The organism is Streptomyces sp. NPDC088706, from assembly GCF_044752765.1.
Classification (GTDB): domain Bacteria; phylum Actinomycetota; class Actinomycetes; order Streptomycetales; family Streptomycetaceae; genus Streptomyces.
In genome coordinates, this window is record NZ_JBIVLW010000023.1 from 1 (window position 1) to 24,924 (window position 24,924).

Here is a 24,924-nt window from a genome sequence, read left to right on the forward strand (position 1 = left end):
ATATCGACGTGGTCCGTCAGGTGCTGGAGGCGGGGCTGCTCGGCGAGGTGCACACCGTCATCGCCGACCACGGCCTGCCGGCGAAACCCGACCCGGCGCACCGCCTCTTCGCTCCCGAGCTGGCGGGCGGAGCACTCCTGGACCTCGGCATCTACCCGGTCTCCTTCGCCTCCATGGTGCTGGGGCCGTTCGCCTCCGTCACGGCTGTGGGTACGAAGGCCTTCACCGGCGTCGACGGCCAGGCGTCGATCGTCGTCACCGACGGGTCCGGGGCCCACGGCGTGCTGAACACCACGCTCTTCGGCCGTACCCCCACCACGGCGTCGATCTCGGGAACCCGTGCCCGCCTGGAGATCGACGGTCATTTCTACGGACCCGCCGCCGTCCGTCTCATCGGCCGGGACCACGAGCTGATCGACACCTTCGTCCCCCCGCAGCTCGACGGCGGGCTCTGCTACGAGGCGGCCGAGGCGGCCCGGTGCATCGCCGCCGGGCGCCTGGAGTCCGACCTGATGCCGCTGGAGGAGACATTGAGCATCATGCGTGTCCTGGACGGCATCCGCGCAGACCTGGGCGTCGCCTTCCCCGGGGAGTGACCCGTCCCCGGGCACCGCACGGTGCCCGGGGGAGAACCTCATCCGCCAGACCTTCCGAGGAGCACGAACCTCTCATGACCTCCAGTCGTCTTCGGGGCCGCAAGGTCCTCTTCATCGGTGGCACCGGACGCATCAGCTCCGCCTGCTCGCGGCGGGCCGTGGAACTCGGCGCCGACCTCCATCTGCTGAACCGGAACCTTTCCTCGGTCAGGCCGGCTCCGGAAGGCGCCACCGTCATCACGGCGGACGTCCGTGACACCGACGGGGTGCGGGCCGCGCTGAAGGGCCAGGAGTTCGACGTGGTCGTCGACTTCCTGGGCTTCACGCCCGGCCAGGTCGCCCGGAACGTCGACCTGTTCGCCGGGCGGACGGGTCAGTACGTCTTCATCAGTTCGGCCTCCGCCTACCGCAAGCCGCTGACGGGCCGGCCCCTCGTGGAATCCGTGCCGCTGGAGAATCCGTACTCCGCCTACGCCCGGGACAAGATCGCCTGTGAGGAACTGCTCGCCGCGGCCCACCACGAGGAGCGCGTCCCCGTCACCGTCGTACGCCCCTCGCACACCTACGACCGCACCGCCTTCCCCTTTCCCATCAGCGGGGGCTACACGGTGCTGGAGCGCATGCGGCAGGGGAAGGAGGTGATGGTCCACGGGGACGGGACGTCGTTGTGGACGCTCACCCACCACACGGACTTCGCGCTCGGCTTCACCGGGCTGCTCGCCCATCCCGAGGCCCTCGGTGAGACCTTCCACCTCACCGGGGACGAGGTGCTGAGCTGGGACGGGATCTACCGCACGGTCGCCGAGGCCGCCGGTGTGGAACCGCGCCTGGTCCACGTCCCCTCCGACGCGATCGCCGCGTACGAGCCGCAGTGGGGTGAGGAGTTCCTCGGGGACAAGGCGCATGCGATGGTGTTCGACAACAGCAAGGTCCGCCGGGTGGTGCCGGAGTTCACCGCGTCCATACCCTTCGCGCGGGGCGCGCGGGAGATCGTCGCCTGGCACGACGAGGACCCCTCCCGGCGCGTCGTCCACGAGCGGCTCGACGCCCTGATGGACCGCCTGATCGACACCCACCGCCCACGCCCGTCGTAGGGGGCCCCCACCCTCACGGCGTTCCCGCGGAGCTCCCGGCCGATACGGCTCGCATGTAGGCGGACCAGATACGGGTGGTGTAGAGGCTTCCCCGGGTCGACTCCTCCCTGCCCACGCCGGCCAGTGACAGCAGCGGCTTTCCGGGTTCGGAGCGGAACAGGGTCACCGCCGTCGCCAGCTCGCCCGAGTGGCCGGCGAACCACGCGGCCCGCTGCGTCTCGTTCTGGTTGGTCGAAACGCCCATGCCGGCCGCCGGCCGGACCGGGGCCGGTGCCGCCGTACCCTTCGCCGTCCCCGGCCCGAGCACCCCCGCCCCCTGGAACACCGATGTCACGCCCCGGGCGACGGCCTCGTCCATCGCCCGGGTGCCCCTCGGTCGTTCGAGTCCTGCGAGTGGTGTGCCGTCCCGGATCACCCGGGTGACCGAGTACGGCTCGTTCTTGATCCCGCCGTTCGCGAAGGTGGCGTACGACGTCGCGACCCGGATGGCGCTCGGGGACGACGTTCCGAGCGGGAACTCCTCGTCACGCCGTGCCATGCTGCTCCTCAGCATCCCGGCACCGACCGCCATGTCCTCCACACGCCTCAGCCCGACGTCGTCCCCCAGGCGCCGGAAGATGGCGTTGGAGGAGAGGACCGCCGCCATGCGCAGGGTGGTCGGGACGTGTCCGTACGGCGCTGGGGGCGGGGGGAAGCCCGGGCCGTCGAGGGCCGGGGCGCTGCCGGTGAGTTCGCCGGACTCGTCGTAGAAGCTCTCGGCGGAGACGGACAGCGCGGAGCCGTCCTCCCGGCGCACACCGTGCTGCAGCGCGGCCGCCAGCACGAACGGTTTGAAGACCGAACCGGCCGGGACGCCCGAGGTGTCGGCGTTGTTGGTGAAGTGCTCGGTCGCGTCGGGGCCGCCGTAGACGGCGACGACGGCGCCGTCTACGGGGCGCACGGAGGCGGCGCCCACCTGGGCGTGGCGGTCCTCCTTGCGGCCCTCGGGATTCAGGCCGCGGCGCAGGACGTCCCTGACGGACCGCTCCAACTTGCCCACCGCGTCCTTCTCGAACGTGGTGTGGATCTGGTAGCCGCCCCGGTCGAGCTCGGCGTCGGTGAGGCCGGTCCGCTTCTTGACGTACCGCTCGGCGAGATCCACGAGGTAGCCCGTCTGACCGCTCAGGGCCGTGGACAGGGACCGGGCGAGCGGCTGCGGGAACCTCGTGTACCGGGCGCGCTTTGCCGCGTCCATCATGCCCAGCTCCACCTGACGGTCCAGGATCCAGGACCAGCGCTCCACCGCGCGGCGCCTGTTGGCGGGGCTGAGGACGGGGTCGTAGGCGTTGCCGCCCTTCAGCAGCGCCGCGAGGAAAGCGCCCTGGCTGGGGTCGAGTTCGTCGACGTCCATGCCGTAGTACGCGTTGGAGGCGGCCTGGATGCCGTACGCCCCGCGCCCGAACCAACTGGTGTTGAGGTAGCCCTGGAGTATCTCGTCCTTGGACGTGCGGTTGTCGAGCTTCAGCGCGAGGCAGAACTCCTTCACCTTGCGGGACAGCGTCTGTTCCTGCGACAGGTAGGTGTTCTTCACGTACTGCTGGGTGATCGTGGAACCGCCCTGGGTCTCCCGGCCGCGTGCCATGTTGGACACCGCCCGGCCGAGGCCGCCGAACGAGACGCCCGAGTCGCTGTAGAAGCCGGCGTTCTCCGCGGCGATGGCGGCGTCACGGACCGGGGCGGGCACCTCGGAGAGGGGCACGTTGCGCCGGTTGACCGCTCCGACGCTCACCATGTGGCTGCCGTCGGCCCAGTAGTAGACGTTGGACTCCTGCCGCGCCTGCGCGTTCTCGCTCGGGATGTCGACCTGGGCGTAGACGAGGGCGAACAGCCCCAGCAGGGCGCCCACGCCGGTCAGAGCGGTACCGAGCACCAGCCGCCAGGAAGGAATCCAGCGGCGCACCCCCCGCCGGCCGTGCCTGGGATAGTCGATCCTCCGCGCAGGAGGGGTGACGGCGGCACCCCATCGCCGGAAAGCGCGCGTGGCTGCGGTCATGAAGCGGTTGCTCCTTCGGTCGTGCCCCCGCACGTGCGGCGTCGCGCGCGCGAACTTCACACAGCAGGACAGGTGTTGGACCCGGTTCGATGCCCCGGGCCGGGTGTGAGGGATGGCACGCGGCGGCCGGGAACCCGCCAGGGCCGCGCGGATGCGCGGGCGTCCGGCGACGTCCGGGGGCCTGGACCGCCACGGGGGTGCCGGCGTCCGGGGGACGAGCTGCGAACGCGCAGTGCGGGCGAGCGGTTCACCAGTTCCGCGGCGGCTCGCCCGGCGGGGGTGACGCCGAAGGGCCCGGCGACCGGGAGCCCTGCGGCGACGGCGGTCCGGAAGGCGACCGGTCCCCCGCCGGGGGATCCGGTGACGGGCTGTGCGACGCGGGTGGCGACGCCCTGCGCGAGGGGCCGGGTGACGCGGACGCCGATGAGGACGGCGACGGCGACGGCGCCGGCGCCGGTGTCGGGCCAGGGGCGAGGTCGGGCACCGGCTTTCCCGAGAACCGGGCGATCCAGCCGAGGACCGTGTCGGCGTAGGTCCCCGACCGGTTGTAGCTGAGGATCGCCTTCCGCAGCGTGTCCGGGTCGGACAGGTCCCGACCGCCCGCGCAGAGGTAGCGGCCGGCCGTCAGTGCCGCGTCGTACATGTTGTGCGGGCCGGCCTTCCCGTCGTCGTTCCCGTCGGTGCCCCACGCCGCCCAGGTGGTGGGGATGAACTGCATCGGCCCCACCGCCCTGTCCCACCGGGTGTCTCCGTCGAGCCGCCCCTGGTCGGTGTCCCGGATCGGCGCGAACCCCTTGCCGTTCAGTGCGGGTCCGATGATGGGGTTCACGGTCGTGCCGTCAGCGGTGAGCGCTCCGCCCCCGGCCTGAGCGGATTCCACCTGCCCGATCGCCGCCAGGACCGGCCAGCTCAGTCGGCACCCGGGCAGGGCCCGTCCCAGCCGCGTCTGCGCGTTCCGGTACGCCTGGAAGACCGTCGTCGGCAGGCTCACGCCGGTGTGCAGGTCGGTGCGGGCCACGTCCGCCGGAGGCAGCGATCCCGGCGGCGGGCCGGACGGCGCCCCGAACGGCCGGGACACGGCCTGCGTCTGCTCGGTGGCGATCTGCGGCGCGGGCGGGTTCGGCTGCTCGGCCTCGTACACGCTCGCGCCCACCGTCACCACCGTGGCGGCGACCGCCACGACCATGAAGCCCTGAGTGGCGCGCTGAAGTGCTGCCGCCATCGCTTCGCTCCCCCTGGATTCCCCGGCGGCGCGATCCGCGCCGGCTCCCCGGCTCACGCCCGCCGCGGACCCGCGCCCGGCCGCCCCCGGTCGGACCATGCTGCCGGTCGGGGGCCGGACTGTCCGGGGCCGCCGGGGAGTGCGCGCGGGCACGGACCGGTGCCCGATCGGCACCCGGCCGTCCCCGCAGCGGGTCCGTGGCAGGGGCGGGGTGGGGGCCCGGGTCGCTCCCACCGGCCCGGAGGCGCCTTCCTGCCGGCCCCAACGGGCAGGGAGTCGTCCCCAACGGGCTCCCGGGAGGCGGGCCGCCGGACACCGGCGGCGTGGTTCGATCCCGTCATGAAACACGGGAGGAAGCGCGATCGCCGCGGCATGCGGCTCATGATCCTGGTAACTGCCCTGGTCACGGCCGTGTCCGGCTACGCGGCAGGTGTGACGTTGCTGCGCTCGTCCGAGGACGAACCCCGTCCCGCCACCGGCACCGAGTTGATGTCGACCGGTGAGGGACAGGGCGAAGCGGCCGGCGGCAAGGCCCCGCAGATCTCGGCCGACGGCCGCCATCTCGTCTTCCAGAGCCGTGCCGACCTGGCCGCGGCGACACCGCTGCACCCGCGTTCGGGTGGTGACCGGTGGCGGGTCTACAGCCGGGACCGGACCACGGGGGCGGTGACGCTCCTCAGCGATCCCAGGTCCGACGCGAGCGAACCCCGGATATCCGCCGACGGACGGGTCGTCACTTATCACCGCGGCGGAACACCGGCCCCCAAGGGCGGTGCCGCCGGGAGCGCGGCCGGTACGGTCGTCGTCGACCGCGGTGTCTCGGGGAAGGGCGGGCTCGACCGGCCTGGCAACGTCCTGGCCACCGATCTCGCCGAGGCCCCCGGACCGGTCCCCGCGTCGTTCCCCGAGCTGTGCGAGCGGGACTGCGGGCCCCGCCTCTCCCACGACGGAACCAGCGTGGTGTACCCGAGTGTGCTGTCCCCCGTCTCTCCCGCCCTCGTCCTGACCGCCGCCGCCGGTGCCGGTGAACCGGTTGCCGTCGCCGGGGACCTCGTCGACGTCAACGCCCTCGCCGGCCGCGAGGGCGGCTTCGGCCCGGACGACGAGCCCGTCACCGTCACCGTGGGCACCAGGTCCGCCGCCTCCGGCGGTAGGGACGGCGACCTCACCGGCGAACCCCGGCTCCAGCAGCGGAAGTCCGGGGCCTTCCGGGCCGGTGCGAAGAAGTGCGACGCCTCGGGAGCCTGCCGGACCACCGTCACCTTCGATCCCGCGCGCTGCGCCGACGGGTCCGTGATCTGGAACCGCCTCGACACCCGGGGGCCCACCCCGGCCGGCCGATCGAGCGTCGGACTTCTGGTCCGCTGTGCGGGGGAAGCGCCCGCGCCCGACTGCCCGGCCGCCCCGAAGGCCGAACACCTGGCGGATCTGCCGCTGCGCCGGGGCGAGTTGCGCTCCAGCCCGGCATCGGGACAGCTCCTCGACGCGGGGCCGGTGGTGCCCGGCCGCCCCCTCCTCGTCATGGTCTCCGCCCGCGGCCTCACCGGGCGGATCTCCTACGGCACCCAGGACTGCGCCGCCGTCCGCCTGGTGGAGCCGGACGCGAAGCTGCGCGAACGGGCCCGCGAGGCCGGCGCCGCCAACCCGGCGCCCCTGGGCGCCGGCAGTGTGCTGGACGGCTCCGACGCCGGCACCCTGTACTTCCTCCTCGACCCCGGCGCCGGACCGGACGGGCACATGCCGGACGATCCGGCGGCGGCCCTGCGTACGTACGCCGCCCGTGTCGTCCTCACCCCGGCGACCGGGGCCGAGGCGTCCGGCGACGGCTTCTCCCTCACCGTCCGCGCCGTCCGCCAGGTCGTCGAGATGCGCAGGGACGTGAAGGCGGGGGCCGGTTTCGTCCCCGGGCCCGCATCCCTGGTCAGCGTCGTGACGGGCGATGACGCGTCCTCGCCCCGCACCGTCGACGGCACCGGGCCCGCCCTCTCGGGCGACGGACGGACCGTCGCCTTCACGGCGTACGGCCTCGACCCGTCCGCGCCGCGCGCCGGCGCCGTGGTGGCGGCGCGCTTCACGGACGAGGGCCGCCACCTCGGCAGCAGGACCGTGTCCGGCCCGGCCGCCGCCGGCACCACGGCCGATTCCGCCGCGGTGTCCTCCGACGGCCGGACGGTCGCCTTCGTCCGCCGCCCCGATCCGCCGGTACCCGGCGAAGCCGCCCAGGTCCTCGTCACCGACGAGCGGGGCGAGGGCACCCGCACCGTGTCCACCAACTCCTCGGGCGCGCCCGGCAACGCGGACAGCACCCGCCCCGCGCTCTCGCCGGACGGCCGCGTCGTGGGTTTCGCCTCCACCGCGACCAACCTGGAAGGCGACACGCCCCCCTCCGGCCTCCAGCTGTACGTGCGGGCGGTCGCCTCCCAGGACAGCGTCGTCCGGCTGGCCGGTCTGGGAGAGGCGAAGGACGCCGATCGGTCCGCCGCCGCGTTCGACGCCGGCGGCGGGGTGGCGGCCTTCACCACCGCCGAGCCCCTGGCGGGCGACGACACCGACGAGCAGCCCGACGTGTACGCGCACGCGGTCGCCGGACGGCTCGCCGTCGAACCGGCGGCACTCGACTTCGGCACGTTCGCCGGGACGTCCACGACCGGGACGGCCATGCCGCTGAGGATCGCCAACACCGGTCCCGGGCCGGTCACCGTGGACAGCGTCACCTCGGCCGCGCCCTTCGTCCACCGGGGCAGCTGTGCCGGTCGGACGATCCCCGCCGGCGAGGTCTGTACCGCCGTCGTCTCCTTCGTGCCCCGCGTCCCGGGACGGTACGCGGGCACGCTCGACGTCAAGGGCCGCACAGCGCTCGGCGCCACCGCCTTGACCGCCGGCCTCGACCTGGTCGCGGTGGTGGAGAAGGAGCCCGCCCGGTCCGGTGACACCGGTGAGGACGACAGCGGTGGCGACAGTGCGGGCACAACGGACGGGGGTCCCGCCCCGGGCCGGTCCGACGGGCCGCCGCCGACGGAGCCCGGCACAGCCGTCCTGGGAGTCTCGCCCGGCGTGGCACGCCCCGGCCAGGTGCTGCGCGTCCAGGGCAGCGGGTTCACCCCCGGTGACCGGGCGACCCTCACCTGGGGGACCGCCGGACCGGTCCAGCAGGCAGTCGTCACTCCGGAGGGAACGCTCACGGTGTACATACCGGTGGGGCGCCAGGAGCGTACGGGCCCCGGCTCGGTCACCGTCTCCAACGAGCGGGGCGAACTGCTCGCGTACACCGGATTCCTGGTCGCGCCGCCCTCGCGGTGACGAGCGCGGTCACCTGTCTCCGGGCCGGGCGGAAGGAACGCCGCCGTCCGGCCCGGAGATGCCCGGCGGCCCGTACGGACCACGCGCGCGGCCTTTTCGCGCAGACCTGAGGGGCCGGATCGCCGCCCCGGGGCCGCTGCGACACCCCGGCGCCCAGGGCCATCCTTGCCGGGTGGGAGCCATCGTATTGCTGCTGGAGGACGACACCCCCGCCAAGCCGGGTGAGGAGACCAGACGTCCCGTCCAGATCTGCAACTCCGGTTCGGTCGTCGACCGCTTCGAGCTGGACATCGTCGGCGACGCCAAGGACTGGATCCGGGTCGAACCGGCCCAGATGAACGTCTTTCCCGACCATTCCGCCGGTGCCGAGCTGATCTTCACCCCGCCGCGTTCCGCGGAGATTCCCGCCGGCGAGGTGCCCTTCGCCCTGCGGGTGATGTCGCACGAGGACCTTGAGGGCTCCGCCGTGGAGGAGGCCACGGTCACCGTCGGGGCATTCACCGATTTCGGCGTCAAACTCGTTCCCACGACCAGGCGGACCCGGTTCGGTGCGCGCTTCCACGCGGTCGTCGACAACCGGGGCAACGCGCCGCTCAGAGCCCAGCTCTACGCGAGCGACGCCGACGCCAGGCTCCGCTTCACCTTCCCGTACAAAGAGATCGAGGTCGCCCGCGGCAAGGGGGCCGTCGCTCCGGTCAAGGTCCGGCCCACGGCCCGGCAATGGCGCGGCCCCGATGTGACGTTGCCCTTCCAGGTCCTGGCCGTGCACCAGGGGGAGGACGGCGACGAGGAGCACACGGCCGACGGTGCCGTGGTCCAGGCGGCCGTCATCCCGGACGGCACGGTGAAGTTCGCGATGGCGGTCACCGCCGCTGTCCTGGCCCTGCTCGCCCTGTGGTTCTTCGTCCTCAAGCCCAGTGCGGAGTCCGACGCGTCGAAGGGGGCGCCGCCGGCCCAGATCCCCGGCGGGCAGCAGAGCTCCGGCCCCCCGGGTGCGGGAGCCACTCCTGGGGCGGGCGCGGTCGCGGGGAGGGGCGGGGCGCCGGAGGGCCTCCCGCTTCCCCCACCGCCCGCGGACGGGGAGACCGGACCGAGTGCCGGGACGGACGGTACGAGGGGGGAGAAGGACACCGGAGGGTCGCAGAACGAGGACGGGGCACCGGCCGGTCAGGACTCCGGCCGGCCGGACGGCCAGGGAAGCGGCAAGGGGAGCGCCCAGGACGACGGCGGCCGTGCCTTCGACCGCCGCATCCAGGCGGAGGTCGCGGCCTCGGCGGAGTTCGACACCAAGGCCCGCTACACCGTTCCCGACGGCTCGGCCCTCCTCATCAGCGACGTGATCTTCGAGAACGTGGCGGGGGACACCGGCGTCGTGCAGATCCAGCGGGGGGACGAGATCCTGCGCCAGTTGGCCCTCGAAACCTTCCGCGACTACGAAACCCGCTACGGCGAGCCCATGCGGTTCGGCCCGGGTGAGGACGTCGTCCTCGCAGTCCGCTGCGATGTGCCGGGCGGCCAGAGCATCACCGCCGGCGACGCGGCGGTGTGCACACCCGGCGCCTATTTCTCCGGCCGGCTCGTGCCGGCCGGAGAGTGACGAGGGCACCACCGGCCGGCGGACGCCGGTCCCCGACGAACGGAGTACGAACCATGCCAGGACCACCCGCTGCGGCTCAGGGCGACCGGGTCGTCGCGACGGACATCCACATCGTGCTGGTGCCCTCGCCCGGAGGCCCGGTGGAGACCCCCGTGCCGCTGCCTTTCACGGGCACGATCGCGGACGGCTGCTGCCGGACCGTCCTCATCGGCGGCAGACCGGCCGCGACCCGGGGGAGCGTCGCGTTCAACACCCCGCCGCACGTTCCGCCCACCGGAGTGTTCAAGAGGCCGCCCGACAACAAGGGCACGGTCTCCCGGGGCAGCACGTCGGTGTTCATCGGAGGCAGACCGGCGGCCCGCTCCGGGGACACCGCCACGACCTGCAACGACCCCGCCGCCCAGCACACGGGGGCGGTGGTGGCCGGGTCCAACGTGTTCATCGGCTGACCGCGCTGCCGGGGCGGGCACGGCGCCCCGGCAGCGCGGTCAGCGGGACCGGTAGGACTGCGGCGGGAGCCCCATGACGGCTTTGAACTGCCTGCTGAACAGGAACGAGTCGGCGTACCCCAGTGCCGTGGCCACCTGCGCGACCGACTTGTTGTCCCCCTGGTCGAGGAGGACCGCGGCCCGCTGGATGCGCCGCCGGACAACCCATTCCCGCGGCGGCATGCCGAACGTCCTGCGGAACACCCGGGTGAAGTAGTCCGGTGAGAGTCCGGCGACCCGGGCGAGATCGGAGGCATGGGGCCGCTCGGTGATGTTCCTGTCCACGTACTCCTCCAGCGCGTACCGCGCGGACGGACTGAGCAGTCCGGCGCTCGGCCTCGGACCGGCCCGCCGCAGCAGCGAGGTGAACAGCACGAGCAGAAGTCCGCGAACACGCTCCTCGCCGTAGGGGAGCGTGGACTGCGCCTCCTCCGCCAGCAGCTCGAACGTGCTCCGCAGGTCCCACGCCCCCTCCACGCACATGGCCGGGCCCAGACACGCGTCGGCCGCCGGGTCGCCGGAGAGAAGGAGACGGTGGACCGCGGTCTGCTGATGGGCGTCGGCGCGCAGGGCGATCGGGGTACGGGGACGGACCCACACCAGGCTTCCGGCCGTGAGGCGCCAGCTGTCCGATCCGGCGGTCACCGTGCACCCGCCGCTGACGACGAAGTGCACGAGGTGGTGGGGCATTCCGTGAGGACGCTCCAGCTTCCACCCGCCGCTCTCCAGCGTGTGGAAGCCGGACAGTTCCGGCACACGGACGAGCACCTGCTCCGTCCCGATCCTGCCCAGCCAGCCGTCCACGGCCCGTTCGTCCAGCGTCTCGGCGGGGCTGTTCCGCCGCGCTCCGAGTTTCAGCATCCTCTCCCTCCGGAATGCGGGTTCACTCCTCGCGGAGCCAGGATGAGGAACCGCTCAGGCTGTCCCGGCCGGACCTCTCGCCCACCGGGCCGTGCGTTCTTCGTCGGCCCTGCCGATGGCACGGGCGTAATCCTCGCAGAACATCGGGTACCACTCGTGGAAAAGCTGTTTCACCGACGACCGGTACGCCTCGGTGTCCGTGCCGCTGGGCTTGTTGAGCGTCCCGCTGAAGTAGACGCACTCCCCGAAGTACCAGGACAGGCAGTCCAGGAAGCCGTCCATGAGCGGATCGGGCGACGAGTCCAGGGAATAGCCCCGGCTGAGCCGGAACTGCCGCCAGTACTCTCCGAAATCGGCTGCTTCGGGCAGTTCCTCACTCCAGGGCTTCGCGACGAGCTCCCAAGCCACCGGTGTGTCCATCAAAACCTCCGTCGGGCGGTGACTGTACGTGGTGCGGCGATGTTCGGGGCGCGGGTTCGGGCGCGGTGCCCCGGTGGTCCCGCCGCGCGCCGCCCCCACCATGCCACCGCCCGACGGGGTGTACAGCGGAGACGGGGCACCCTGCCGTACGGCAAGGAGGAGCCTGGACGGCTGCCCGATCGTGCGGCTCCGGCACCGCGCGGTGCGGGCGGGCGCCGGGTTCATGACAGCAGGGAGAAGAACTCCAGCTCGGCGACCGCCACGTCCTTCCCCTTGTCCGAGGGGTACACATCGGTGAAATCGATCTTCACCGTCCTGGTCGCCAGCCCGTGCTCGAGCGTGAACTTCTGTTGCTTCGCCGAATCCTGGAGATCCATCCTCATCTCTTTCCCGTTGGTGAACGTCAGCACCATCTGGCGCGGCCGGCCGTGCTGGGTGAACGCGTCGCCCGCCCCCGCCGTGACGATCAGCTGGTCGAGCTTGACGAGACGGTCGAACTCGACGACCAGCACGGCCTTTTGCCTCTCCCCCGCGATCGGCTTCGTGTAGGGGACCGACCAGTAGGACGCGATGTTCAGGTCGATCAGGTGCTCGGCCCCGCGGCCCTTGGCGGAGGGGCCAGCGACTTTGGCGGGCCGCACCGGCGAGTAGTAGGACGCGATGAAGTCGGCGGCGGTCTTCCGTACCTCTGTCACCCGGGTGTTGACCACGTTCCTGAACGGGGCGTAGGAGGCGTAGAGCATGGCCGACAGGCAGAAGACGATGCCCAGCACGACCTTCACCCGGCTCCAGAAGGCGGCGAGCCGTCCTTCGGGGGCGGGCACCGACTCGTCCTGCTGGCCGCTTCCGGTGCCCAACTCCACGACGCGGGGCCCCTGCCGTCGGCGCAGCAGCCTGCGCCACCACGGTGTCCGTGCGACCTGTGCCTCGCGCAGCTCGAAGCCGCACCGCGCGCAGAACTTGCGGGTGGGCGCGTTGCCCTGTCCGCAGGAACCGCAGATCAGGTCGCCGGGCCGGATGACGTTGTTCCGGGCGGTACGGCGCTCCCGCCGGCCGGGCCGGGCCTGCGGGGCCTGCGGCAGCACGGCGTCCGGTTCCCCGTCCCCGCCCTCGTCCTCCACCGGCTCGGTGGAGGGCAGCGGTGCGATGAGGGCGGCGTCCCGGGCACGGGCGGCCTCCTCGCTCACCGTCGGCAGGGGCAGGGTGTCCTCGTGGCGGGGGTGGGCCAGCGGTGACCGGGGCGTGGGGGAGGCCGGGGGTTCCGGTCGGGCTTCGCCGTCCCTCTCGCCGCCACGCGGCCCCCGGGTCGTTCCTCCGGCCCCGGTGAGCGGCGTCGGCGGTGCGGCCTGGGGGTTCCCCCCCGCCGCTCCGGAGAGCGGCCTCGGCAGCGGTGCGCCACCGCCCGGCGGACGGACGGGGGCTCCCGTGCCGGGCGGCGGCGCACCCGGGGGACGTGACGGTGCGGCCGCCCCGGCGCCGCGCGGCGCCGGCGGCATGCCCGGACCGGCCGGGCGCGGCGGCGTGCCCGGCCCCTGGAGTGCTGGGGGCCCACCTGGCCGCGGCGCCTCGGCCGCCCCGCCGCTCACCGATGGACGCGGCGGTCCGCCCGGTCCGGGAGGTGGTCCGCCCAGGCCGGGGGGGCGGGGTGGTCCGCCCGGTCCGGGAGGTGGCCCACCTGGGCCCGGGGGGCGTGGTGGTCCGCCCAGGCCGGGAGGTGGTCCGCCCGAGCCCGGTGGGCGTGGAGGTCCGCCCGGTCCGGGAGGTGGCCCACCTGGGCCCGGGGGGCGCGGTGGTCCGCCCAGGCCGGGGGGTGGCCCACCTGGACCTGGTGGGCGTGGTGGTCCGCCCGGGCCCGGCGGGCGCGGTGGTCCGCCCAGACCCGGCGGGCGGGATGGTCCACCCAGGCCGGGAGGTGGTCCGCCCAGGCCCGGGGGGCGCGGTGGTCCGCCCAGGCCGGGAGGTGGTCCGCCCAGACCCGGTGGGCGGGGTGGTCCGCCCAGGCCGGGAGGTGGTCCGCCCAGGCCGGGAGGTGGTCCGCCCAGGCCCGGTGGGCGGGGTGGTCCGCCCAGGCCCGGTGGGCGGGGTGGTCCGCCCAGGCCGGGGGGTGGTCCGCCCATACCCGGGCGGAACATCATGCCCGGCCCGGTCGGCATCGCCTCCGGCGTCCCCGTGACCCCCGGGTTGGCCAGCCGTGCCAACCGCTTCAGCAGCGGCACGCGCGGTGCGGCCGCGGTGTCCTCGGCCTCCTGCCTGACCTCCTCGGAGATCTCCGGCACGGCCCGCTCGCCCGACCACTCCAGGAAGGCGCCGCACGAACCGCAGAAGTCGTCGGAGTCGCGGTTGCGTCCGCCGCAGCGGCGGCAGATGATCATCGGTGTATCACCTCCGTGCTGTACGGCACGTGCACCGGTATGCACTCCTGCACCAGCGCCTCCAGGTCGACGGGGGCGGCGTTCCGGTCGTCGTCGACCGTCACCCGTACCAGCACGGCTGACGGCCGGTCGGCCGGGAACACGGCGCCGGGCGTGCGGGAGGTGACCACCCCGCCGGAGTCGAACAGCTCGACCTCGCCGCCCGTCGCCAGGGCGATCCGCTCGCACGTACCGGCGACCGTGCCCCGGACGCGGTGCCCGGTGAGCGCGTGCGCGGTGACGGCCCGCTTCCGCTCCAGCGGCCACTTCTCGTCGAGCTGTGTGCCCAGTCGGTCAGCCAGCCACCCGAGGAAGTCCTCCGGGGTGAGCTGCGGGTCCAGATAGGCGGACAGGCAGTCGAGCGTGCTGATGAGCGGAGCGATCACCTCGTCCCAGCCCGCGGAGAGCCGTACGGTGAACGGGTCCTCCTGATAGATCGCGGGCAGCAGGTCGGCCAGCGAGTACGGGCTGCCCAGCCCGTCGACAGCGGCTCTCATCCGCGTTCCTCCACCCGTATGTGGTGGTCGTAGGAGACGACCAGGCCGTTCACCGGCAGATCGATGCGCCGGGCTTCCTGCCCCCGCTCGCCGGTCACCGGGTTGGCCGCGAACAGCCGTACGTCGTCGACGAGATCGACCCCCGGCACCCGCTGGAGGAGCGCGAAGATCTCGCCCACCTGCACCGGCCGGCCGAACGGCCACCCGCCGCCCTGCGGCCCGCCGCCCGGCAGCGGGTCGAGGAACCGGTACAGCGCCTCCTCGGCGTCCTTGCGCACCCGGTCGCCGGTCGCCCGGTGGTGGGCGGTGATCCGGGAGACCACGGTCACGCCGCGGTACAGCGGCGGCTCGATGACGACGCTCGTGCCCACCAGGCGTACCTCCTCCAGCCGGGCGGCCACCGTGTCGAGGGTCTTCTGCACGGGCACCAGGTGCTCCAGCCGGACCCGTTCGCCGGGCGGCGCGGCCGGCACGACCAGCAGCCTGACGCCGCCGGGCCGGTCGTCGGGCGTGCAGCGCACCCGGGCCAGCTCCGGTGCCGCCTGGCGGGCCAGGGACTCGAAGTCCTCCGCCGTCACCGCCCGGTTGATGCTGCGCAGCATCAGGGGACCGCGCGCCACGGCCTGCGCCAGTGTCTCCCCGTCGGCCCCGCCGCGTGCCGGCGCACGGTTCTCGACTCCGGCGACGAACGGCAGCGAGGACAGCAGCGAGCGCACCGCGCCGGCCGGCACGTTGCCCCGCTGCCCGCCGCCGACGGCGAAGCCGCGCAGCCGGACCGTGGCGCCGTCCGGAAGCACTGCCCCGTACTGCCGCAGACTGCCGTCCGGTTCCCGCACAGCGGGACCGAACTGCACCTCGCACGCCACCGCGTCCAGGACGAAGTGCCGGTCCTCGGGCCCGCTGTCGGCGAAGTCGTCGACCCGGGACCAGACCTCCCACACCGGTTCGTCGCCGCGCGGGGCGACCTCCACGTACGGGTCGCCGTACGGTGCCAGGACGGGCCCGCGTGGAACGGTGAAACGCTGCCCCGGAACGCCCTCCGCGTCGTCCAGGTACTCCCTGTCCACGACCTCCACGTGGGTGGCCGTGACCGTCGCTCCGACGGTCACGGTGCTCAGACCGTGTACGACGGGGCTGGAGGTGTAGCCCGGCAGGCCGTCCTCCGGCTCGGTGACGCGGGCCCGCAGCCAGGCCGCCGTCCGGCCGCCGAGGACGGCGGTGTCGTGCGCGCCGGGTACGTGCACCACGATGTTCCCGGACCGGTTGAGCCCGCCCGTCTCGTCGGTCGACACCTCGCACGTGGTCCAGACGGAACCGTCCCACGCCTCCCACACCAGCGGAGGGGCCTGCGGATCCACGCCGACGCCGTCGATGCGGCCGTTGAACTCGATCCGTACGGCGCAGCCCGGCACGGCTCGCTCCAGGCCGAGCAGCACCGCGTCCCCGGCCCGCGGTACGGACCCGAAGGCCGGGAACGGGGCCCGCATGCCGTGGCTGCCGAACTCGCGGTCCTGCGGCCGGTCGTCGCCGTGGTTCTGCGTCACCACATGCGCGAGCGGGCCTGGCACCAGGGTCACATCGCCGTCGGTGCAGAAACTGACGGCCTCCTCGGTCTCGGTGCGCAGCGTGGCGACACGGGTGCCGCCACGGATGACGAACGGCGCTTCCGTGACCGGTGCCGTCGACCAGAAGGTCACCGGGGTGCGGGCCGCGGCGGGCGGCAGCATCCGCAGCCCGATCAGGTCGAGGAACTTCACGTACAGCCGGTCGGGGACCTGGTTGATCCGGTGGATCATCTGGTCCGCCATCATGGCGAACGCCTCGACGAGGGTGCTGCCGGGGTCGGAGGGGTTGTGGTCGGTCCACTCGGGGCAGCGGCGGGCGATCAGCCGGCGGGCCTCGTCCATGAGGTCCTGGAAACGCCGGTCGTCGAGGTCGGGGGTGGGCAGCATGATCTACTCCGCTCCCGCGTCCTGGACGGCGTCCGGGGCGTCGTCGTCCGGCAGCGAGTAGAAGGGGAAGACCATGTTCCGGGGGTCGTTGCTCCCCTTGGGCCGGTACGTGATCATGATGTTCACCAGGGTCGGATTGAGCGGGTCGGGTTCGGCCCGCACGGCCTGGACGGTGACGCGGGGTTCACAGGCGGCGAGCGAGGAGGACACTTCGCGGCCCAGCCGGTCGAGGGTGTCCGGGTCGGTACCGGCGAACACGTAGTCGCGCAGCCGGGAGCCGAAGCCGGGCAGCACGGGGCGCTCACCCGGGTAGGTCGTCAGGATGAGTTTCATGGACTGCTCCAGCAGCGCGCGCCCGCCGACCGTCCGTATGCCGCCGGTGCCCCCCGCGCCCAGTGGGAAGGCCCAGCCCGTTCCGATGTGGTCTTTCTCCACGGCAGCCGTTCTCCTTGGCTCAGTTGAGTTCGATCTTCGAGCCCTTGATGGCGACGGTGCCGGTGCTCTCGATGCTGATGGATTTCTGCGCGCGCATGCTCAGGGTGGAGCCGCCGTCGATGCTGACGTGGCCGCCGGCGCCGGCGGTGACGGCGACCGTGCCGCCGTCACCGCAGACGATGTGGACCTGGCCCTTGGCGGACCGCGGACGGGAGGTGAGCGTCACCGTGCCCGCGACCTGGTCGACGGCCAGCCCGAGACCGCCGTCCCCGGTCCCCAGCACGACGGACGACACGGTCGGCGGCCGGCCCGGCTCGGACGGCATCTTGTCGTGGAAGGCGAGCATGGTGCCCGACGGCGAGACGATGCCCCGGCGTACCACGTCGGCCGCGTGGCCGACCGCCTCCACCGCCGGTCCGCCCGGCTCGTACGCGCTGGCGTTGCTCAGCACCCCGCCGACGACGTACGGCCGTCGCGGGTCGCCGAGTTCGAAACCCAGCAGGACCTGGTCGCCGATCTCCGGGAGCAGCATGGCCCCGCCGCGCCGCCCGCCGGCCGCCTGGACGACGGGCGCCCAGTCCGTCTCGTGGTCGGGCGCGAGCCAGGGGAGGACGACCTTCACCCGGCCTTTGCGGACCGGGTCGTTGACGTCCGTCACCACGCCGCAGACCATGCCCTGGACCTTCGGCGCGGTGTGCGCGGCGGCCGGACCGGCGGCCAGGCCCAGGAAGGTGCGGTCCTCCGGGTTTCCGAGCTGCAGGTGGGTCCGGTACCCGCCCTCGGACAGGTCGAAGACGTGCTGGGCGGCGTTGACCGCCCACGTGCCGGCGAACGGGGCCGGCGGGCCGGTGACCCGTACCGCCGTGCCCGCCTGGAGCCGCGGATCACCCCACGCGAGGCCCTGCGCCTCGGCGAGGCTGCCCGCCAGACGCCCGGCCGGGCCCTGGAGCGCCTCGCGTGACGCCGCGCCGATGGCCGCGCCCGTGGCCGGGGCGGTGTCCGTCACCACCCGCCCGTCCGTGCTCGGCGGGGGCCCCAGCGACGGGTCGGTGGACGCCGGCGCGGGCTGCCGGGGCGTCTTCCCGCGTACGGCCCGCAGGACGGAGTCGGCCCCGGCCCCGGGCAGATCGACTGTGCTCGTGGCGGTCCGCGCCTGGGTGGAGACCACCCGGGCCTCCAACGGGTCCCACACCCGCATCTCCACCTCGGGGGTCAGCGCGGCCGCCGTCACCCGGGGCCGGAACGTGCGCAGGTTGTGCTGGAGTTGCAGGGGCAGGGGCGGTCCCTGCGTACCGGCGGCCGACCGGAAGTGGAAGAAGCCGTCCGCCCCGACCCCGAACTCGAACCCCGTCTCCCGGCAGCGCCAGCTGAGGAACTCCCAGTCGGTCTGGTTCATCTGCCCCAGGTGGGCGTGGGACGTGCGGGTCTTCTCGATCCTGTCCCGCTTCCGGTCCAGGGGCAACCCGGCCTCCCGCGCGATGCGGAGGGCGATGTCGGAGTCCGTCATGTTCACGAACGTCCGCACGCGCGAACCGCGCTGGAGCCGGTGGGTCGCGTCGTAGGCGCGGACCACCGTGACGACCGAGAGATCCGCGTAGTCGCCCTCGATGGCGGTGACATCGCCCGCGCCGACCAACGCCGGCTCGGCCGTGCCGGACGCCTGGCTCCAGACCTCGATCCGGCTCCCGAAGGTGATACCGGCTCGTTCGAGGACGTCGGCCTCGTCGTCGCGGAAAGAGACCTCGATCATGGTGGGGGCGTTGCGCCGGCTGTCCACCAGGGCGCGCAGCACCCGGTGCTGGAGGTCGTCGGGCAGCGGGTCCGCTGTCGTCACGCCCACGCGGATCGACGCCCGGGGTGCCGGGGGAGCGGCCATCGTGCTCACCGGCCCCCTCCGTTCTTCAGCAGGACCCGGATGCCGTCCGCGTTCCGGTCCGGCCCGGTGCCGGCCGGCAGACCCGCGGGCACGCCGGCGGCCGGGGCGGTGGCGGTCAGGGCCGGTGACGTCCCGCCGAGGTGCGTCGGGCCGTCGGTGTGATCCAGCACGTGCAGCGTGAGATTGCGGATCTCCGCCCGGATGGGACGGCCGTTGCGCGCGAACCGCGTGTAGGTGCAGTCGAAGCGCATCAGCTCGACCTGGTAGTCGAACCCGATGCCCTTGGAACCCCACTGGAAACGGAGGCGTTCACGCTTGCCCATCTCCACGGTGCCGTCCGCCCGCTTCTGGGTGTGTTCGGTCACCCAGTCCAGCAGCATGGCGATGTCCTGGATGCGATCACCGGTGAAGGTGAGAGGCGACATGATGAGCCGCGTCGATCCTCGCGTCGTGATGGACGACACGATGAACTGGGTGTTCCCCGTCTTCTCCCCGCCCATGGGGTCGGAGAGGCCCTCCGCGTTGTGGGAGAGGCTGATCTCGGTGGGGTTGTACTCGAACGTGAAGATCTTGTCGGGTTGTTCCTCGCTGCGCAGCAGCGCCTTGGTGACGTTGCGCTGGAGGGAACCGGAGACCGGCAGGGTCATGGTGCCACCCCCGCCGTACCGGTCTCGTGGAGGAACCCCCGGTGCTCGAAGGTGATCTTCTCGACCGCCACGGAGGTGCTGTTCGCGTCGAGGTCGGGTCCTACCCACTCCTTGGGGACGGCGTGCGACAGCACCCAGCGGCTGACGACCCTGCCCTGGTGGTCGAAGAGCCGGATGGTCACGTCCTGGCCCTGGTAGGCGCTGTCCGGCCCGGCCTCGTACTCGTGCCCGGTCCAGTGCGACGCGACGCGCGCCAGCCAGACCTGGAGGCGGGGAGAGTCGGCCTGCGTCATCATCCGTTCGAGGGTGACGGTGCTGAACTTCACCCGGTCGGGCAGCAGGACGTGGTCGTAGTACTGACCGCCCTCGACGATCTCCTTGGAGGCGAACTGCACCTGGAGCCCGCGGCAGCCGGACCACATGCCGAGATCCGTCTCCCACTCGTCCAGGGCGACGTGGAACCGCATCGCCATGCCCGCGCGCGGGTACTCGCCCGGGGACCGGGGCTGGGATGTGCCGAAGGCCGCGCCCGGTGTGGCGGCCGGACCGGGGGCCTGTCCCGCAGCCTGTCCGGGGTGACCGGACTCCAGGCTCGGAAGTGCTGCTGTCATATCGCATCCTCAGCGCGGGGACGAAAGATCGGATTCGTGTACGGGGACGGGGCGGGCGGGGGGGTCAGTACATGTGGGGAAGCTGCGGTCCGGGGTTCCCCGGCGCGAAGTCGTCGTCCAGGAACCCGGTGTGCACGAGCTCCAGGGTTTCCATGGCCACGTTTCCCTGCGACGCGCTGAAATCGTTGATCCCCCAGGCCGTCGGGAAGAACTCCCTGAGCTTCCAGGTGACGGTGGCGGCGCCCTCCCAGTTCACCAGGGAGATGGCTCCGGTCAGCGGCTCGTTCCGCATGGCCGTCTCGGTCAGCCACTCCTGCACGACCTGCGAGTCCCCGCAGGCCGCTCGGCTGAGCTTGATCCGCTGGTACTGCGGGACGCCGGGGAAGATCAGCGGGTGGTTCCAGCTGTCGCCGGCACGGTACTGGGCGATCTGCCAGGAGACGTTGAGACCGGAGACGCTCGCCCAGTCGCCCAGTTGGTAGCTGGTGCTGTCGATGGCCACGGAGAAGTGGTGGGCCATGCTGACCGAGCCGAAGAACGCGTCGCCGCGGGGTGTGTTCACGGTCTGGCCTGTGGGCATGCCGTCATTCCTTCCTGGGAGCCGGGGGCGAGGTGGCCGGGGTCCTGTTACGAGCGGGGTGCCAGCAGACCGCCGCGTTCGCGGTCCACGACGAGCGCCCGACGGATGTGCGCCAGGACACGTTCCTGGAGCCGGGCGGCCAGCGCGTCGAGGAGCTTCGGGTCGTCCAGATGGTTGAGCGGGTTCTGCCGGCGGTGGTCCGCCAGCATGGCGAGCAGATCCGCCCACTCCTGCGTCCGGTCGAGCGGGACCGGGACGTCATCGTAGGGACCGGAGCCGGAACCCGGCCCGCCGCCGGAGCCGCCGTGGCGGGCACCGGGCAGGGGTGGCGCGGCATCGGTCCAGGACGCGGCCGGGTTCCAGCCGGTGCTGTCGGAGCCGACGTCAGGCGGGCTCCCGGGCGCCGTCACGGTCCCGGTCCCCGGCTCGCCGCTCCAGGACATCCGCGGTGCGGACCGCGAGGCGGTGTCCTTCCCGTGGCCGTCCGCGCCGGTGCGCTGTGCGTGCACCAGAGCGGGCGGCGGTGCGCCGAACCAACGGTCCGCCGCCCGCGTCCGGGCGGTCTCCGACCCGCCCGACGACAGGTCCTGTGCCGTCAGTTCGCTGCCGACCGCCATGGCCGGCGCCAGTGCCTTCCAGGAGGCCGCTGGGACGAGGGGTTCCCCCACCGGCCGGTTCGCCTCCTGCGCCGCACCGCCGCGGAGACGGTCCGCACGGCCTTCGGAGCCGGGCTCCCCGCCTTCCGCCTTCGGCGACGCCACGTACTGCGGAACCACATACAGGGCTCTCCGTGGCGACGGCTCGCGCCCGCCCGGACTCGTGGGCACCGTGGCGGTGGAGGGCCCGGACGGCGGCACGAAGGTGTGTGCGGCGCGCGTCTGCCGTCCGTCGCCCGTCTCCGGGCGGGCGGAGACCGCGTCGGTGAAGCCGCCCGGACCGTCCTGACCGATGGCTTCTGCCGACGCCGCCGGAGGCGTCCGGGGCATCAGCACACCGCCTCCGGAACGGGGTGTCCGGTGGACCATGGCGGGCGGCGCGGCACGGCGTGCGGCCGTGCCGTGCTCCCGGGCACCGTCGGGCGCCGTCACCGCCGCGCTCCCGCCGACCGTGACATGGCCACGCCCTCGCGGGGGAGCGGTCACTGCTTCGGCCGCCGTCCCGCTCACGGCCGGAGCGGACGGCGACGGTGACACGGGGCCATGCGGCCCGTACGGTGCTCCGCCGTCGCTCCGCGAGGCCTGAGCAGCCCGAACGACCGGAACGACCGGAAGAGTCCCACCCGTGGGAGCGGCCGGAACAGGGGGACCGGCGGGAGCGGCCGGACCGGCGGGGAGGAGGGCGACGCCGGTCGAGGCGAGGGGGACGACCGGAGCGGGGGCAACGGCCGGAACAGCAGGGGTGGCCGGAGTTGTGGGGACGGGGGGAGCGGGGGAGACGGCCGAAGCGGTGGGGGTGGCCGAAGCGCTGGGGGTGGCCGGAACAGTCGGCACAGCCGGACCGGCGGGCCGGTGCGCGCCGGTGACCGCGCCGTCGTCATCCGTCTTCTCCAGGCGTCCGCCGTCCGGGACCGCCTGGCCCCGGACCGCCTCGCCCGGTGCCGGGTCACCGGCTGCTGGGTCCTCCTCCGCAGAGGTGGTGGCCTCCTCTCCCGCCGCACCGGGAACCGACGGGATCTCCCGCGGCTGACGGCCCGTTGAAGGCGGTACGGCGTCGGGCGCGGCCGGACGGTGGCCGGTACGGGTGCCGGGGGCGCGCTGACGGTCCCGTGCGTGCCGCAGGCTCCAGGCCGCTTCCCAACCCGGCGCCGCGTCGGGGGCAGGAGTCGTGGGCGGGATGCCGTCCACGGTGACGCGGGGTTCGTCGCCGGTGCGGGGCGCGGGGTCCGCCTCCCGGGGGGCCGGGGCACCCGCCCGGGGTGCGGGGCCCTCGCTGACGGCGGGCCGCCGCCTTGCGGCGAGGGGCGTGAGAGGGGGTGTGCCAGGTGGGGCGGGGTGCGGGGCCGTGCCGGGTGCGACCGCCACCGCGTGGTCCGGCGCCGACTCGTCGGGCAGGGGAGTGGAGGCGGCGGCGCCGGGCGTGGTGGCGAGGGCGTACGGCGAGGGGACGGCGGGGAGGCCGGAGCCGGAGGGGACGGCGGGGCTCGCGGGCACTGCGGGGTCGAAGCTCGCGGGCGCCGCTGGTTCGGCGGGAGCGGCCGCCGCCGTACGCCGGTAGCCGTCGGGGTGCCTGCGCCGTCGGCCGGGCAGAGCGGTCGCGGGAGCGGCCACGCCGCCAACAGCGGCCGTCGGCCCCCATGGGGAGTGCGGCAGCGGGCCGGGTGCGGCAACGGACGGGCCGGGCAGCGGCCCGCCCGGGGCGTCCGCCTCGACGGTCCTCGCCACGGCCGGCGGCGGAGTGGCCCCTGCCCTGCGGGCCTGCACGAAGGACGGCAGGTCGTCGTCGGCCGTGGCCATTCTCTCGAGGAGCCAGGCCGGCCGGAAGGCGTCCAGGCTGACATCGAAGGCCGAGCGGGTCACCACGGGGGGCGCCGTCGCCGGCCGGGGCTCTCCGACGTGCTCGTCCGTCGCCCGGGTGAGCACCGGGGGTTCGGCGGCCGGGGTGTCCACGGCCGGGACCGCCGGAATCCGGCGGGCAGCCACGACCGGCAGAGCCGTGCCGTTCTCCGCACGTGCCGTTCCGGACCGGTGCCCCACCGCGTCTCCTCTCGGGCCCCGGCCCGTTGCCGGGACCCGGTCCGAAACGGCCGACCCCGTCCCGGCGTTCCGGGACGCAGACGCAGACGCAGACGCAGACGCAGACGCAGACGCAGACGCAGACGCAGACGTGTTGGCTGTCCGCCTCACGGCGGCCCGCCGGGCCGGCGGCAACGGCGCGACGGGCCCGGCCGTAGGACGGCCGGGCGCGGGGACCACCAGGTCATCGGCGCGACCCACCGGAGCAAGGGGCAGCGTTGAGGCCTCCGGGCCGAAACCGCCCGGCCCGGACGACGCGGTCCGGCCCGGCCGCCACGTGGCCGCCCGCGACCGGTGGACCAGCGATCGTGTGCCCGCCCTGGCGACGGAGGCCCGCCCCAGCGCGGCCACGGTCCAGGGCGTGGCCCGGACCGTGAGGCGCAGCACGGGCAGCCGCTGCCACTGCGCACCGTCCGCGGATGGCGGAACGGGTGCGGACACAGCCGCACCGGCCGTACGCCGGCGGAACCGGACACGTGCGGAATTCCACGGCCACTGCACGGGCCGCCTCCTTTCGGGTGGGAACGGTTTCAGCACGCCTCTCAGGCGTCCGAGCCGTCTTCGGATGCGGACAGGCGCTTGTTGATCCGACCGATCTCCTCGATCACCCGCCCGCGGGCCGGGTGCTCCAGGTCGAGGACCGAGTCGGCGGACCAGTGGAGGTAGTAGGCGACGTAGACGACCTCCTCCCAGAGTCGGTCGGCCGCATACGTCAGGATTCCCCCGCCGCCTCACCCGCCACATCGACGAGGAAGGGGTGCTCGCAGGAGGGGCAGCTGACCTCGGCCTCGGTGCGCCCCTCCTGATTGATCCTCCGGTAGAGGTCCTGGAGGAAGGCGAGGTCGGAGGCGAAGAGGTTCTCGACGGTGTCGGTGCTCACGTCCGTCACACCGCCGAGCCGGGTGACGGTCCGGCTCAGCAGCAGCACCGTCAGATAGGCCGGATTCTGCTGCACCTTGGGGTCGGCCTGGGGGGTGATCTCGTCCCGGGCGGTCGCCAGCCGCATGAGTCCCTCGCGGTGCACCCGCCCCTGCGTGTCGACGTAGCCACGCGGCAGGACGAAGGGGTACTCCGTCCGCATGGTCTGCCCGGTCACCTCCTCGGCCCGGCTCATATCGGAAGGATCTCTTCGCAGGTGAACGTCACGTTCTCCATGACGATCTCGGAGGCGCCCGCCTTGAGATTGCCGACCTCCACCTTGCTCGGCCAGGCGCCGAGCAGCCGGTACCTGGTCTGCGGCAGGCCGGCCGCGTTCTGGAGCTCCAGCGTTCCGGTCATCCGGGCGCCGGGCTTGCCCTCGCGGACCGCCGCGTGCCAGGCCATGAGGAAGCCCGTTCCGTCGACACCGCGCTTGAGGGTGACCGTGGGCGGCTTGGTCTTGCCGAACTGCTTGGTGTGGACGATGGCGCCGGTCCGCGCGTTGGCGGCGATGTACTCCGTCGCCTCCACCTCGCTGGTGATGCCGCTCAGTTCGGAGAAGTACGTCGGCGCCGCCCCGTCGAAGCTCACCACGAAGCGCGCGGCGGAAATGGCCTGGGGGTCGCCCTGCTGATTGTTCATCTCGGTTGGTCTC

The 24,924-nt window shown here is 73.5% G+C and carries 21 protein-coding genes and 1 pseudogene; 5 read left to right on the top strand and 17 right to left on the bottom strand.

Going from position 1 to position 24,924, the window contains the following annotated elements:
* Together ACIQAK_RS30740 and ACIQAK_RS30745 are read left to right on the top strand one after the other, a co-directional pair.
* A pseudogene (locus tag ACIQAK_RS30740) lies at nucleotides 1-596 on the top strand (gfo/Idh/MocA family oxidoreductase); the annotation flags it as partial.
* 74 nt (nucleotides 597-670) lie between these two features.
* Nucleotides 671-1,690 (top strand): NAD-dependent epimerase/dehydratase family protein, encoded by a 1,020-nt coding sequence (locus tag ACIQAK_RS30745; RefSeq protein WP_366392266.1) that lies wholly within the window; start codon nucleotides 671-673, stop codon nucleotides 1,688-1,690.
* A 13-nt stretch (nucleotides 1,691-1,703) separates the two neighbouring features.
* Here the strand turns inward: ACIQAK_RS30745 and ACIQAK_RS30750 are convergent, their stop codons facing one another.
* Together ACIQAK_RS30750 and ACIQAK_RS30755 are read right to left on the bottom strand one after the other, a co-directional pair.
* Nucleotides 1,704-3,722 carry a transglycosylase domain-containing protein gene (locus ACIQAK_RS30750; RefSeq protein WP_366392267.1) on the bottom strand — a complete coding sequence of 673 codons (2,019 nt, stop codon included), beginning with the start codon at nucleotides 3,720-3,722 and terminating at the stop codon, nucleotides 1,704-1,706.
* Between the two features lie 247 nt (nucleotides 3,723-3,969).
* Entirely contained in the window at nucleotides 3,970-4,944 is a 975-nt protein-coding gene (locus tag ACIQAK_RS30755) for a hypothetical protein (RefSeq protein WP_366392268.1), read from the bottom strand.
* Between the two features lie 381 nt (nucleotides 4,945-5,325).
* Between ACIQAK_RS30755 and ACIQAK_RS30760 the strand changes: the two genes are divergently transcribed.
* The 3 genes from ACIQAK_RS30760 (at nucleotide 5,326) to ACIQAK_RS30770 (ending at nucleotide 10,290) form a co-directional block, all read left to right on the top strand.
* Complete coding sequence (locus tag ACIQAK_RS30760; RefSeq protein ID WP_366392269.1) at nucleotides 5,326-8,244, top strand: hypothetical protein; 2,919 nt, start codon at nucleotides 5,326-5,328, stop codon at nucleotides 8,242-8,244.
* Between the two features lie 172 nt (nucleotides 8,245-8,416).
* The gene (locus ACIQAK_RS30765) at nucleotides 8,417-9,841 is read left to right on the top strand and encodes a hypothetical protein (protein WP_366392270.1); all 1,425 of its coding nucleotides are present in this window, start codon (nucleotides 8,417-8,419) and stop codon (nucleotides 9,839-9,841) included.
* A 53-nt stretch (nucleotides 9,842-9,894) separates the two neighbouring features.
* The gene (locus ACIQAK_RS30770; RefSeq protein ID WP_366392271.1) at nucleotides 9,895-10,290 is read left to right on the top strand and encodes a PAAR domain-containing protein; all 396 of its coding nucleotides are present in this window, start codon (nucleotides 9,895-9,897) and stop codon (nucleotides 10,288-10,290) included.
* A 39-nt stretch (nucleotides 10,291-10,329) separates the two neighbouring features.
* Here the strand turns inward: ACIQAK_RS30770 and ACIQAK_RS30775 are convergent, their stop codons facing one another.
* The 15 genes from ACIQAK_RS30775 to ACIQAK_RS30845 form a co-directional block, all read right to left on the bottom strand.
* Entirely contained in the window at nucleotides 10,330-11,190 is an 861-nt protein-coding gene (locus tag ACIQAK_RS30775; protein WP_366392272.1) for an AraC family transcriptional regulator, read from the bottom strand.
* A gap of 54 nt (nucleotides 11,191-11,244) precedes the next feature.
* Nucleotides 11,245-11,610, bottom strand: a complete 366-nt coding sequence (locus ACIQAK_RS30780) for a hypothetical protein (protein ID WP_366392273.1) — start codon at nucleotides 11,608-11,610, stop codon at nucleotides 11,245-11,247.
* A gap of 221 nt (nucleotides 11,611-11,831) precedes the next feature.
* A complete protein-coding gene (locus tag ACIQAK_RS30785) occupies nucleotides 11,832-12,797 on the bottom strand; it encodes an NADase-type glycan-binding domain-containing protein (RefSeq protein ID WP_366392274.1) in 966 nt (321 codons plus the stop codon).
* Between the two features lie 395 nt (nucleotides 12,798-13,192).
* On the bottom strand, nucleotides 13,193-13,510 hold the full coding sequence (locus tag ACIQAK_RS30790) for a hypothetical protein (RefSeq protein ID WP_366392275.1): 318 nt from the start codon (nucleotides 13,508-13,510) through the stop codon (nucleotides 13,193-13,195).
* Nucleotides 13,511-13,978: 468 nt separating this feature from the next.
* Nucleotides 13,979-14,518 carry a phage tail protein gene (locus ACIQAK_RS30795; RefSeq protein ID WP_366392276.1) on the bottom strand — a complete coding sequence of 180 codons (540 nt, stop codon included), beginning with the start codon at nucleotides 14,516-14,518 and terminating at the stop codon, nucleotides 13,979-13,981.
* Nucleotides 14,515-16,470 carry a putative baseplate assembly protein gene (locus ACIQAK_RS30800; RefSeq protein ID WP_401371551.1) on the bottom strand — a complete coding sequence of 652 codons (1,956 nt, stop codon included), beginning with the start codon at nucleotides 16,468-16,470 and terminating at the stop codon, nucleotides 14,515-14,517. Before ACIQAK_RS30800 ends, ACIQAK_RS30795 begins: the two co-directional genes overlap by 4 nt.
* A gap of 3 nt (nucleotides 16,471-16,473) precedes the next feature.
* Nucleotides 16,474-16,905: a GPW/gp25 family protein gene (locus ACIQAK_RS30805; protein WP_366392277.1), complete on the bottom strand. Its 432-nt coding sequence runs from the start codon at nucleotides 16,903-16,905 to the stop codon at nucleotides 16,474-16,476.
* 19 nt (nucleotides 16,906-16,924) lie between these two features.
* On the bottom strand, nucleotides 16,925-18,781 hold the full coding sequence (locus tag ACIQAK_RS30810) for a VgrG-related protein (RefSeq protein ID WP_366392330.1): 1,857 nt from the start codon (nucleotides 18,779-18,781) through the stop codon (nucleotides 16,925-16,927).
* Nucleotides 18,782-18,786: 5 nt separating this feature from the next.
* Nucleotides 18,787-19,428 carry a hypothetical protein gene (locus ACIQAK_RS30815; RefSeq protein ID WP_366392278.1) on the bottom strand — a complete coding sequence of 214 codons (642 nt, stop codon included), beginning with the start codon at nucleotides 19,426-19,428 and terminating at the stop codon, nucleotides 18,787-18,789.
* Nucleotides 19,425-20,039: a phage tail protein gene (locus ACIQAK_RS30820; protein WP_366392279.1), complete on the bottom strand. Its 615-nt coding sequence runs from the start codon at nucleotides 20,037-20,039 to the stop codon at nucleotides 19,425-19,427. The genes ACIQAK_RS30815 and ACIQAK_RS30820 overlap by 4 nt, the downstream gene beginning before the upstream one ends.
* 64 nt (nucleotides 20,040-20,103) lie before the next feature.
* Entirely contained in the window at nucleotides 20,104-20,619 is a 516-nt protein-coding gene (locus tag ACIQAK_RS30825) for a phage tail protein (protein WP_366392280.1), read from the bottom strand.
* A gap of 47 nt (nucleotides 20,620-20,666) precedes the next feature.
* Nucleotides 20,667-23,312: a hypothetical protein gene (locus ACIQAK_RS30830; protein ID WP_366392281.1), complete on the bottom strand. Its 2,646-nt coding sequence runs from the start codon at nucleotides 23,310-23,312 to the stop codon at nucleotides 20,667-20,669.
* 581 nt (nucleotides 23,313-23,893) lie between these two features.
* Nucleotides 23,894-24,070 carry a DUF6760 family protein gene (locus ACIQAK_RS30835; protein WP_401371606.1) on the bottom strand — a complete coding sequence of 59 codons (177 nt, stop codon included), beginning with the start codon at nucleotides 24,068-24,070 and terminating at the stop codon, nucleotides 23,894-23,896.
* Entirely contained in the window at nucleotides 24,064-24,465 is a 402-nt protein-coding gene (locus ACIQAK_RS30840) for a hypothetical protein (RefSeq protein WP_366392282.1), read from the bottom strand. The genes ACIQAK_RS30835 and ACIQAK_RS30840 overlap by 7 nt, the downstream gene beginning before the upstream one ends.
* Nucleotides 24,462-24,911, bottom strand: coding sequence for a phage tail protein (locus ACIQAK_RS30845; protein WP_366392283.1), 450 nt, complete (start codon nucleotides 24,909-24,911; stop codon nucleotides 24,462-24,464). Before ACIQAK_RS30845 ends, ACIQAK_RS30840 begins: the two co-directional genes overlap by 4 nt.
* Nucleotides 24,912-24,924: the final 13 nt, after the last annotated feature.